The sequence below is a fragment of the Chloroflexota bacterium genome (assembly GCA_020850535.1).
Taxonomy (GTDB): domain Bacteria; phylum Chloroflexota; class UBA6077; order UBA6077; family JACCZL01; genus JADZEM01.
On record JADZEM010000051.1, the window covers coordinates 1 to 11,397 of the forward strand.

An 11,397-nucleotide genomic window follows, 5' to 3' on the forward strand; every position below is an offset into this window, starting at 1 on the left:
CCAGGACCACCACGCGCTGGTGTACGGTCGCGCGGTCGATCTGAGTGATGACCTCGTCCAGGCTGCCGACAATGGCGAGGCGTTCGGCAGATACCTCCGGGAACAGGTCCAGGTGGCGATGGCCGCCCACCATCAGTTGGGCCTGGGCCACGCGCGCCAGAATGGCAGGTGACAGGCCGGCCGGCCCGTCGTCGCCAACTCCGACGACCAGCACGCGGTGGTCACTCGCCGACTTGCTCGGCATGATTGTTACCCCCTCCGATCGACCCGGCGGCCGATTCGGAATAATACGGCTCGCGGGCGACGCGCCCGGACGCGGCCGGAGGCGTTGCGCCCATGAGACGATTGCTCATCATCGGGATCGGCGCGGGCGATCCAGACTACGTCACCGTGCAGGCCGTGAAGGCGATGCAGCGGACCGATGTCTTCTTCGTGATCGACAAAGGCGCGGAGAAAGAGAGTCTCGTGGCGCTCCGACGCGAGATTCTGGAGCGTCACGTCCCAGCCGGAGGGTACAGGGTTGTCGAGATCGACGAGCCGGCCAGAGACCGGACCGCAACAGCGTACCGGGCAGCCGTGGAGGCGTGGCGGCAGGAGCGCGCCGTTCGCTACGAGGCTGCACTCGTTGCCAACCTGCCGGATGGCCAGTGCGGCGCGATCCTGGTCTGGGGCGACCCGGCGCTGTACGACAGCACGCTCGCCATCGTCGAGGATGTCGTCTTGCGCGGCAACCTTGCGTTGGAGATCGATGTCATGCCGGGCATCAGCAGCGTTCAGGCGCTGGCGGCGAAGCACCGGGTAACACTGAATCGGGTTGGCGAGGCCATCCAGGTTACCACCGGCCGCCGCGTGCGGGCCGGGCTTCCCACCGAGGCCGAGAACGTTGTGGTGATGCTTGATGCCGAGTGCTCGTTCCGGCAGGTGGCCGACCCGGGCCTGACGATCTACTGGGGCGCGTACATCGGCACGGCGGACGAGATCCTGGTAAGCGGGCCGCTCCCTGACGTGATGGACAAGATCGAGCGGCTCCGCAGCGAGGCGCGAGCACGCCACGGCTGGATCATGGATACCTACCTGATCCGTCGCACCGAGCCATGAGTGCTGGCCGCTCATCGGGCAGCGTCCTGGTGCTCGGCGGCACCAGCGAGGCGCGCCGGCTGGCCGGTCTGCTGACTGAGGCCAATCTGCCCGTCATCTCGTCGCTGGCCGGCCGGCTGACCGAGCCGAGGCTGCCAGCCGGCGAAGTCAGAATCGGCGGTTTCGGAGGCGCAGGCGCGCTGGCGGCGTGGCTGGCGGAGCACCGCATCGTCGCCGTGGTCGACGCCACCCATCCGTTCGCGGCCGGCATCGGCGTGGCAGCAGCCGATGCCTGCGAGCAGGTCGGTCTGCCCTTGTTGCGGCTGGAACGGCCCGGCTGGCGTGAGCAGCCGGGCGACCGGTGGCACTGGGCCGATGACATCGCTGACGCGGCGCGGAGAGTTCCCGCGCTGGGCCGGCGTGTGCTGTTGACCATCGGGCGACAGGGCATCAACGCGTTTGCCGATCTGACGGGTTGCTGGTTCCTGGTGCGTTGCATCGAGCGGCCGACCGGCCGCCTGCCGACCGACAGCGATCTGCTGCTCGATCGCGGTCCGTACACCGTCGACGGCGAACGAGACCTGATCGACCGCTACCGCATCGACCTGATCGTCACCAAGAACAGCGGCGGCAGCGCAACCGACGCGAAACTCGTGGCTGCCCGGACGCGCGGCCTGCCGGTCATCATCGTGCGTCGGCCCGCCCGCCCCCGGTCGCAGACGGTGACCGATGCTGAGTCGGCGCTGGCCTGGGTGCAGGCGTTGGCCTGAACTTCCGTCCCGTAGGCTCATGGCCCGGCCAGGTCTGCCGCTGCAAGCTTCAGCAGGTAGTTTGTGGCAGCGGCGGCCAGCCCCGAGCCGCCGCGCGTGCCCTCGATCACGATGCACGGCAGGCCGGAGGCCAGCAGGAGCGCTTTGGATTCCTCGGCCGCCACGAACCCGACCGGCATCCCAATCACGACGGCGGGCCTGATCCGACCGGCAGCCACGAGATCGAGGAGCGCCAGCAGGGCAGTCGGCGCGTTACCGACGGCGACTATCGCGTCGTCCAACTGGTCGGCCAGGGCCAGGATACCGGCCGCTGACCGCGTGATGCCGTGCTCGCGCGCAGTCTCGCTGATGCCAGGTGCGCGGATCGCCACCGACGTCTTGATGCCAAGCCTTTCAAGCATCGGCCGCGAGATGCCGGCCTCCACCATGCCCACATCCACCACCAGCCGCGCCCGATGACGGAACGCCGCGACCGCCGCGGCAATCGGCTCACTCGCGAGGCGGACCCGACCAGTAAGTTCTGGGTCGCCGGCCGCGTACACCAGTCGCGCCACCAGTCCGCGCTCTGGCTCGACTGCCGGCAGGCTTGGGCCGATGCTAGCCTCGATACGCTGCCGGCTCAGTGCTTCGATGTCGTCCGGGAGCAGCCCGTACTCACAGAGGAGCGGCCCCGGCGCTGCGCCTGCGGGGCCAGGGGGTGTAAGACCCCGTTCCTGCACCCCTCCCCCGTACGCGGGAGAGAGGAGAGATCCTCCCATCTCCCGCGTGCGGGGGAGAGAGCCGGCGCTATCTGCGCCTGCCCGCCGCGCTTGACAAGTCCTGGCTGCTGCCTCCACGAAACGCGACGCGAGGCCCGGGCCGCTGGCAAGGTGGACGTGCAGATACGACGCCAGCAGGCTGCCCACCGCGAACCCCTCCACCCGCGCCTCGCCGCCGAGGATGTCGTAGGCGGCCTGGATGGGCGGCGGCGACTCCGTGACTGACCAGTGGAACTCGTGGCCGCGCAGCCGCTGTCCTGCTGCTGCCAGCAACGTCGGCTGCCGCGCCTGTGCCTCGCGGTAGCCCAGCGTCAGACGCTTGCCGACGAGCGTGCTGCTACCCGGCAGCGCGCCCACCAACTGGTGGGGCTGGCCTCCGGCGTCGATCAAGCGTTCCTGCAAGTACATCAGGCCGCCACACTCGGCGTAGACCGGAAAGCGCGCAGCGGCAGCGCCCCGCAAAGCGTCGAGCATCGGCTGATTGTCTGCCAGTTCAGCCGCGAATAGCTCCGGGAAGCCGCCGCCCAGGTAGACGGCGTCCGCATCAGCCGGCAGCGCGGTATCCCGAAGCGGGCTGAATGGGATCAGTTCCGCGCCCCACGCCGCCAGCAAATCGAGGCTGTCCTCATAGTAGAAGTTGAATGCGGCGTCGCGGGCGACGGCAATTCGTGCGCGAATCGGCATCGGCTTCGGCGGGAAGACACCGGATGCCGAGGGTCTGGTTACCTCGACGTTCGCCAGCCGCACCAGCCGGTCCAGATCGAATTGCTGCACGACCTGAGCTGTGGCGCGCTCGATCAGACTGGCTGGCAGCGGTCGCTCGCCGGCTGGCACGAGGCCGAGATACCGTTCTTCTTGGCGCAATCCAAGATCTCTGGTCAGCCAGCCGAGCACCGGAAGACTGGTCAGACTCTCGATGGCTTCCCGCCCGATCTCGGCGTGGCGGGCGCTCGCCACGTTGTTCAGGACCACGCCCACGATCCTGAGGTCAGGGTCGAGCGCCTGGCAGCCGAGCACCGTGGCTGCCACGCTGCGGGCAGCCTTGGCGGCGTCCACCACCAGCAGGACCGGTAGTCCGAGCAGTTTGGCGACGTGCGCCGTGCTGCCGATCTCGCCGCCGCCGGTCCGCCCGTCGAACAGGCCCATGACCCCCTCGACGACGGCGGCATCCGCACGCCCGGCGGCACGCCAGAACAGTTCACACAAGGCCGGCTCGGGGACCATCCACGAGTCGAGGTTGCGTGATGGCCGGCCGGCTGCCTGGGCATGGTGACTCGGATCGATGAAGTCCGGCCCCACCTTGAACGGCTGGACCGTCTGGCCGCGCTGGCGCAGCGCCGCGATCAACCCGAGCGTCAGCGTCGTCTTGCCGACGCCGCTGGCGATCCCACCGATGGCCAGTCCAAACATCAGCCCCGCGCCTCAGGCTCGCCCGAGACCGAGGTTGGCTGCTGAGATCAGCCCGCCCGCCCGCAACTGCTCGATGGGAAGGTAAGTCGCCCCGAGCGCCTCGCTGAGCGGCCGACAGACGCCGACTCGCATGCGGCCACTCTCGGTATCCACCACCACTGACTGAATACCGCGCGCGCGGATCTCGCCGGCCAGCGCCATGATCTCGCTGGTGGGGTCGCCTGTCCCCACGGAGACGTTGGCCCGCCCGTCCGAGACGACCAGCAGCAGCGGCACATCCTCCGGGTGGTTCATGCGGTGCCGGTCAAACGCCAGCATCCCCACCTGGAGCGCGTGCCCGAGCGGTGTCCGCCCGCCGGTCGGCAACGACTGGAGCCGGCGCTCTGCAAGATCGACGGAGGTCGTCGGCGGCAGCAAGAGATCGGCGCGCTCACCTCGGAACGCGATCAACCCCACCCGATCCCGCTTCTGGTACGCATCCAGCAGCAGCGACAGCACGGCCTGCTTGGCGGCTGACATCCGCTTGCGAGCGGCCATCGAGCCGCTGGCGTCCACGGCGAAGAGGATCACGTTGCCGGCCTTCGTCTCGCGGACCTTGCCGTGCAGATCGGGCTTTCGGATCAGGAACGCCGGGCCGCCCGAGTCATCGGAACGGGCCTCACGGCGACGGCGCTGATGCGGGGCGGCTGCCCGCACCGTGGCGTCCAGTGCAAGGTCACGGGTGGTCGTGCTGGCCTGTTCAGCCCGCACATAGGCTCCCTGGCCTTCGCGCGTGCGGACCCGGCTGCGGCGGCCAGCCCGCTTCGGGCGTTCCTGCCGGAGGGTGGCCGGCGGCGCGATGGCCCGCACAGCATACGGATCGCTGGCAGAGACGACCTGTTCCACGGGCGGCGCCTGATTCTGCGGCTGCTCCGACTCTGGCGGCCGTTCCGTCTGTTCCTGCTCTGGTGCTGACGCCTGCTGTGACTCCGGCGGACTCTCTGGCGGCGGCGTCTGCGAGCGGTGCTCCTCTATCGAGCGGTCGAGGTCGCCAGGGTCCATCCGTGGCTGCTCGAACGGCTGCCGACGCCGACGGTGCAACAGCGCCAGTTCGGCAGCGTCGCGCACGTCCTCCTCCAGCACGCGGGCGCGGCCGGCGTAGGCTGCGAGCGTGACGGCCGTCTTGTACATGACGATGTCGGCGCGCAGGCCATCGACCTGAAAGTCTGTGCAGAGGTGGGTGATCAGATCGAGCATCCGGTCGTCCAGGATCACGGATGGCAGGTGTGCCCGGGCAGCCAGGATGCGCTCGCGTTCGGCCAGTTCCGCCTCCTGCCAGCGCGCCACGAAGCCGACCGGGTCCGCCTCGAACGCGATCCGGTGGCGAACGACCTCGGCGCGCTCGGCCCGGTCGTGCAAACCTTGCACCTCGACGGCCAGCGCGAAGCGATCGAGCAACTGCGGACGCAGATCGCCCTCTTCCGGGTTCATCGTGCCAACCAGGATCAACTGGGCCGGGTGCGAGAGCGAGATGCCCTCGCGCTCAACGTAGTTTGTTCCCATCGCGGCCACGTCCAGTAGCACGTCCACGAGGTGATCGTTGAGCAGGTTTACCTCGTCCACGTACAGGATGCCGCGATGGGCCGCCGCCAGCAGGCCCGGCTCGAAGCGCCGCCGCCCCTCGCTGATGGCGGCCTCAATGTCGATGGCGCCGGTCAGCCGGTCCTCGGTCGCACCCACCGGCAGGTTGACGATGGGCACGCGGCGGCTCGCGCTGGGGTGGCCGTCATGCCGCTCCAGGCAGTCGGCGCACCAGTCATCTGGCGCAGCCGGGTCGCAGCCGTAGTGGCAGCCTACCACCACCTCGATCTCTGGGAGCAGGCCGGCCAGCGCGCGGACGGCGGTGGACTTGGCCGTGCCCTTCTCGCCGCGTATCAGCACCCCTCCCAGGCGCGGATTGACGGCGTTCAGGATCAGTGCCTTCTTCATCCGCTCCTGCCCGATCAGCGCAGTGAAGGGGAAGACCGGCCGGTTGGCGGCCCGGCGGCGGTCCTGGTTGGCGCCGGGCTGGTGGGTCGGTGCGCTCACGATGCCCCCTCAGCGTCGGCGCGCTCGCCGCGCATCTCCAACTGGTTCTCAAGATCCAGGTACACCTGTTCCAGGCGCTTGCGGACCTCGGGATCGGGGTTCTCCCAGAGTCCCCGGTCCATCGCCTCGGTCAGCCGCTCCGCGATCCCACGCAGCGCCCACGGGTTCTTCTCCTCGAAGAACCTCCGGGTGTCTTCGTCGAAGACGTAGGCATCCGTCACTCGCTCGTACATCCAGTCGTCCACGACGTGGGCGGTGGCGTCGTAGCCGTAGAGATAGTCCACGGTCGCGGCCATCTCAAACGCGCCCTTGTAGCCGTGCCGTTTGATGCTGGAGATCCACTTCGGGTTGACCACCCGCGTGCGGAAGACCCGCTTCGCCTCGTCCGCCAGGTCGCGCTGCTTTGGCTCCAGCGGGTTGGAGGAATCACCAAAATACTGCTTTGGATCGCTGCCGGACAGTGCGCGGACGGTGGCGATCATGCCGCCGTGATACTGAAGGTAATCGTCACTGTCAAAGATGTCGTGCTCACGGTTGTCTTGATTCTTGGCGGCCACGACGATACCGGCGAAGCGCTCCTTGAACTCGTCAGGGGCCTCCGCACCGAACGTGTTCCGGCCGTAGGCGAACGCGCCCCACGCCTGATACACCGCCGCGAGATCCTGATCAGTCTGCCAGTTGCGCTCATCGAGCAAAGGCAGGATGCCGGCCCCATAGGTGCCCGGCTTGCTGCCGAAGATGCGGTAGGTGGACGTGCGCCAGGCGGCCTCGCGCGACATGCCGGCGGCCTCCTTGCGGACGGCGTCGGCGCGCACGCGGGCGGCGATGAAGTTCTGGTCGGATGGCTCGTCAAGCTCAGCGACCATGTTGACGGCGTCGTCTATCAGGTGGATCAGGTTCGGGAAGGCGTCGCGGAAGAAGCCGCTGATGCGGGCTGTCACGTCGATGCGTGGCCGCCCTAGCTCTGTGAGCGGGACGATCTCCAGCCCGCGCACTCGCCGGTTCTCGCGCTGCCAGATCGGCCGCACCCCGAGCAGGTGGAAGATCTCGGCCACGTCGTCGCCGTGGGTCCGCATGGCCGAGGTGCCCCAGACCACGATCCCCACTGACTCCGGGTATCGGCCTTCTTCTTCGAGGTACTTCGCCAGCAGCGCGTCCCCGAGCGCCACGCCGGTAGCCCAGGCGTTCGGCGATGGGATGGTGTTCGGATCGACCGAGTAAAAGTTGCGGCCGGTCGGCAGGGCGTTCGCCTGCCCGCGTGTTGGAGCGCCGCTCGGGCCGGCGGGGACGTACCGCCCATCCAGGCCGCGCAGCAGATTGCCGATCTCGTCGGTGGTACGGTCCAGGTTCGGGACCAGCGTGTTGGTCACAAAGTCGAGTGCCTCGCGGACCACCACGCCGTCGTTCGGAAAGGTCCGCGCCACCAGCGGCCCGACGCTGGCCGGCTGGTAGCCGCCGCCCTGAAGCTCGGCGACCAGCGAGCGCCCGAGCGCCTCTAGTCCCTCGATCAGGTCGCCGTTGCTGCGGATTGGGCCAGAGCCGGGGTCACCTTCGCGAAGGCGGGACAGCACCGGCGGCATGGGGCCGCTGTAGGGCGCGCCACGGTCGGCCAGCAGTTGCGTGTAGGGCAGTCCCAGCGCCTCGGCCAGCGCCCGGCGCAGGCTCGGAGCGTCGGCGTTGTCCAACCGGGTCAGCGCCAGCAGCAACCCGATCTGCTGCTCGCCGGCTGGCGCCTGTCCGAGCGTGTGCAGGCCGTCCCGAATCTGGGCGTCCTTTAGCTCGCAGAGGTAGCCGTCGACGTGCAGCAGGAAGTCGTCAAAGATATCGTCTGACGGGCGATTCTCCTGGTGCAGATCGCGGTCAAGCTTCGCTTCCTGGATGACGGTCCAGATCTGATCCCGCACCACTGGGGCCTTCTTCGGATCGAGCGTCTGAACCTGGTAGTACTCGTCCATCAACTGCTCAAGCTTGACGATCTCGTTGTACGCATCGGCCGTGGTCATCGCCGGAATCAGGTGATCGACGATGCAGGCGTGCGCCCGCCGTTTCGCCTGCGCGCCCTCGCCGGGGTTGTTGACGATGAAGGGGTAGAAGTGCGGCATCGGCCCCAGCGCGACCTCCGGGTAGCACGACGACGACAGGCCCAGACTTTTGCCCGGCAGCCACTCCAGCGTGCCGTGCTTCCCGATGTGCACGATGGCGTGCGCCCCGAACACTTCTCGGAGCCAGGCGTAGTAGGCGAGGTAATGATGGGTCGGCGTCAGGTCCGGGCTGTGGTAGATGGCAATCGGGTTCTCGCCGAATCCGCGCGGCGGCTGAATCCCCACGAAGACGTTGCCAAAACGCAGTCCCGGTACCACCAGTGCGTCGCCATCCCGGTAGACCTCGCCCGGTGGCTCGCCCCAGGCGTCGCGTAGCTCCTGCTGAACGCTGGGGCTAAAGTCATCGAACGCCGCGCGGTAGCCCGGGGCCGTCAGTCGGCCAGCCCCGGCCATCTGGCTGTCGGTCAGAAACTCCAGATCGTAGGAGCAATGGTCGATCAGTTGATGGATCAGGGCATCGCCGCTCTCGGGGATGTCGTGGACGGCGTACCCGGCGTCCTGGAGCGCGTGCAGGACGTGCCAGACCGAGGCCGGTGTGTCCAGGCCGACGGCATTGCCGATGCGGGCGTTCCTGGTAGGGTAGTTGCTGAGGACCAGCGCAACCCTCCGCTCAGCCGGCGGCACCCTCCGCAGTCTGGCCCAGGCGGCCGCCAGTCTGGCGGTGAAGGCTACGCGGTCCGGCATGGGCTGGTAGCGCATCAGCCGCGCCCCGAGCCGCTGATCTTCGATGGCCTCCTGCTTGAAGGAGATCGGCACTCCGATGATCCGCCCGTCGAACTCGGGCATGGCGACGTTCATCGCCGTGTCAATCGGGCTGAGGCCGGAGGCGCTCTCGTCCCACTGGTCGGCCGTGCTGGTGGAGACAATCGCCTGGATCACCGGCACGTCCAGTTGATCGAGGCCGGCCACCGACCAGCCGCTGGCGACGGTGACGCCCTTAACCTCGACCTGGCTCATGGCAAAGCTGAGCGTGTTCAGCACCGTGTCAACGCGGGCCGACCCGTCCTGGTCGAGCAGGAAGTCCGAGAAGACGGCCGGGACACCGTTGGGGCCGCCCTTGAGGCTCTGGCAGAAGACTGCCAGCGGCGTGCATCCCTCAGCTTCGAGCGACCGCACCAGCGCGTCCACAAACCCGAGGTTCCGGCTCATCCAGTGGGCGCGGTAAAAGAGCAGCGCCACCACCGGCCGCTCGGGTGCGCTCCGCCGGGCGAGGTAGTCGTCCAGGCCGACATCGTCAGGCTCGTCAGGGTGGTAGACGCCTTCCCAGGCCACGGCACGCGGCGGGCTGGTCGGATACTCCGTGCCGAGCGCCTGGTTCGCCAGCAGCGCCAGCATCCCGGACAGGTTCTCGATGCCGCCGTGCGCGAGATACTCCGCAGCGGCCGACACGATGCCCGGCGATGCCGTACAGGCGGCCTGCAAATCGAGGTCTGCGGCCTGATCCCCTGGAATGGCGACCAGTGGAATCGTGCGCTCGCTGCACTCCCGCACCAGCCGGTCCCAGCCGTGCTCGAATGCTCGCTTGCCGCCGAGCAGCCGTGCCACCACGACGCCGGCGCGCGGTAGCTCAGCATCGAGAAAGGCGTGTGCGTCTTCCGGGGATGTCAGCGTGGCTGGATTGACGGCTCGTACCAGTGGGAAGCCGTCTGGCAGCCGCTCCAGCGCGTGGCTGAGCGCCAGCAGGTCAGTGTCAGCGGTGCTCAGCACCAGGATGGACCGCTCGTGCATCAAAACTCGATCCCCCGCTGGGCCTTGATGCCCTGCAGGAATGGGTGTTTGACCAGCGTCATCTCGGTGACGAGGTCGGCAGCGTCGATGAGCTCTGGCGGTGCGCCCCGGCCGGTCATGACAAGGTGCAGGCGGGCGGGCTTGTCGCGGATCAGCGCCAGCACGTCCTCCAGGCTGACGAGGCCGGCCTTGATCGTGCCCAGTAGCTCGTCCAGGACGATCATGTCGTATTCGTCGGCGAGGACCACCTCGCGGGCGCGTTCAAACGCTCTGGCGGCGGCTTCTTCGTGCTCCTCCATCGGGATACGCGAGTCGCGCAGGCGGTCGATGGTGAAGCCCATGCCCATACGGACCATCTGAAGACCCGGCGCGAGCGCTTCGAGTGCCTTCGTCTCGCCGGTCTTCCAACGGCCCTTGATGAACTGGATAATCAGGACACGCAGGCCGTTGCCGGCCGCGCGGACCGCCAGCCCGAGGGCGGCCGTCGTCTTGCCCTTGCCGTCGCCCGTGTTGACGACGACCAGTCCACGCGACTCTTTCCGTTCCTGCGCCATCTGCCTCGACCCTTCCCCGCACCAGAAGAGGTGCAGCGCTGTGCTGGGCCGGGGGCCGCCGCACGGCATGGAGCCGCCACGGCCACGCAGGCGGACTGTGGGGAGGCCGCGAGGCGTTCGTGTCGGGCGGCTCTCTGACGCGGAGAACGGCATCCCGGCTCACTCGGGCAGGTCTCCTGGCTGGCGGTTCAGCGCCCTCAGCGCCTTCCCAGGCCGGTTTCGGCCCAGTGGCTCAGTGCTGAGGACTCCCCGCTCACAGTGGCGCGACCGCGGCGGATTCTCACCGCCTTCCCTATTCTGCCGGCCTGTAACGAGTCTCGTCGCAGGCCGGCCACCCGAGCAGCGATCTGTGCTTATGAATGTGCGTGGATGGAAGGATACTCTGATAGCTCCGTTCGCTCCAACTCTCTGAACCGAGCGGGTGTGGCCTGGTGTTCTGCACGGCCAGTTCCACGATGCCGCAGCGTCGGGGGTTGATGAAGCTTGACGCAAGAGGCAGGTCGTCGTCGCCCCGGCCGAGCAGCCCCCGCCCCAACCGCTCCGCGGCGCGCCTATCGGCTTTGCCGACATCCTCCCCCGTGCGAGGGAGAGGGGGAGTCAGCGCGAGGAGCACCCCTCCCCCTCTCCCGCGTGCGGGGGAGGGGGAGGGGGGCAGGGTGATTGCATGTTGCCTACGGGTACCCTGGGACATGCCTCACGTCTTGTAGCTCATCGTCGTGCTGCGACGAGGCGATGTGCTCCGGCGTCGCAGCGCGACGCCAAGAGTGTAGGCGGGGGTTTCAACCCCCGACGGACTGGCTCGCCTGGTTCTTCCATGCCGTGCAGCGCCCGAACATGCAATCGCCCGGGGGCCGGGGGCTGGGGGCCTTGTACCGACTTCATTGATCAATTGATCAAATGTCATCAGCCCACGACTCGGCGACATCCTGAA

At 68.2% G+C, this 11,397-nt stretch carries 7 protein-coding genes and 1 riboswitch; of the genes, 2 read left to right on the plus strand and 5 right to left on the minus strand.

From position 1 onward, the window contains the following. Window positions 1–244, minus strand: a 244-nt coding sequence (locus IT306_07905; GenBank protein MCC7368330.1) for a cobalamin biosynthesis protein CbiE, incomplete at its 3' end; no start/stop codon positions are given. A 92-nt stretch (window positions 245–336) separates the two neighbouring features. Between IT306_07905 and IT306_07910 the strand changes: the two genes are divergently transcribed. Next, window positions 337–1,098 (plus strand): precorrin-6A synthase (deacetylating), encoded by a 762-nt coding sequence (locus tag IT306_07910; protein ID MCC7368331.1) that lies wholly within the window; start codon window positions 337–339, stop codon window positions 1,096–1,098. Then, on the plus strand, window positions 1,095–1,847 hold the full coding sequence (locus IT306_07915; GenBank protein ID MCC7368332.1) for a cobalt-precorrin-6A reductase: 753 nt from the start codon (window positions 1,095–1,097) through the stop codon (window positions 1,845–1,847). Before IT306_07910 ends, IT306_07915 begins: the two co-directional genes overlap by 4 nt. A 17-nt stretch (window positions 1,848–1,864) precedes the next feature. Here IT306_07915 and IT306_07920 read toward each other — a convergent pair whose 3' ends face one another. The 4 genes from IT306_07920 to cobO all read right to left on the minus strand — a co-directional run bounded on the left by IT306_07920 (window position 1,865) and on the right by cobO (window position 10,466). Beyond that, window positions 1,865–4,015 (minus strand): cobyrinate a,c-diamide synthase, encoded by a 2,151-nt coding sequence (locus IT306_07920; GenBank protein MCC7368333.1) that lies wholly within the window; start codon window positions 4,013–4,015, stop codon window positions 1,865–1,867. A gap of 12 nt (window positions 4,016–4,027) precedes the next feature. Then, window positions 4,028–5,983 (minus strand): putative cobaltochelatase, encoded by a 1,956-nt coding sequence (locus tag IT306_07925; protein ID MCC7368334.1) that lies wholly within the window; start codon window positions 5,981–5,983, stop codon window positions 4,028–4,030. A 95-nt stretch (window positions 5,984–6,078) separates the two neighbouring features. After that, a complete protein-coding gene (gene cobN / locus IT306_07930) occupies window positions 6,079–9,912 on the minus strand; it encodes a cobaltochelatase subunit CobN (protein MCC7368335.1) in 3,834 nt (1,277 codons plus the stop codon). Next, window positions 9,912–10,466, minus strand: coding sequence for a cob(I)yrinic acid a,c-diamide adenosyltransferase (gene cobO / locus IT306_07935; GenBank protein ID MCC7368336.1), 555 nt, complete (start codon window positions 10,464–10,466; stop codon window positions 9,912–9,914). Before cobO ends, cobN begins: the two co-directional genes overlap by 1 nt. A 148-nt stretch (window positions 10,467–10,614) precedes the next feature. Then, window positions 10,615–10,820, minus strand: a riboswitch (cobalamin riboswitch). Window positions 10,821–11,397: the final 577 nt, after the last annotated feature.

Bases quoted from the DNA above. Each gene is read 5' to 3' on its own strand.
- IT306_07915 (MCC7368332.1), top strand. From the start codon at position 1,095: ATGAGTGCTGGCCGCTCATCGGGCAGCGTCCTGGTGCTCGGCGGCACC.
- IT306_07920 (MCC7368333.1), bottom strand. From the start codon at position 4,015: ATGTTTGGACTGGCCATCGGTGGGATCGCCAGCGGCGTCGGCAAGACG.
- IT306_07925 (MCC7368334.1), bottom strand. From the start codon at position 5,983: ATGAAGAAGGCACTGATCCTGAACGCCGTCAATCCGCGCCTGGGAGGG.
- cobO (MCC7368336.1), bottom strand. From the start codon at position 10,466: ATGGCGCAGGAACGGAAAGAGTCGCGTGGACTGGTCGTCGTCAACACG.
- IT306_07910 (MCC7368331.1), top strand. From the start codon at position 337: ATGAGACGATTGCTCATCATCGGGATCGGCGCGGGCGATCCAGACTAC.
- cobN (MCC7368335.1), bottom strand. From the start codon at position 9,912: ATGCACGAGCGGTCCATCCTGGTGCTGAGCACCGCTGACACTGACCTG.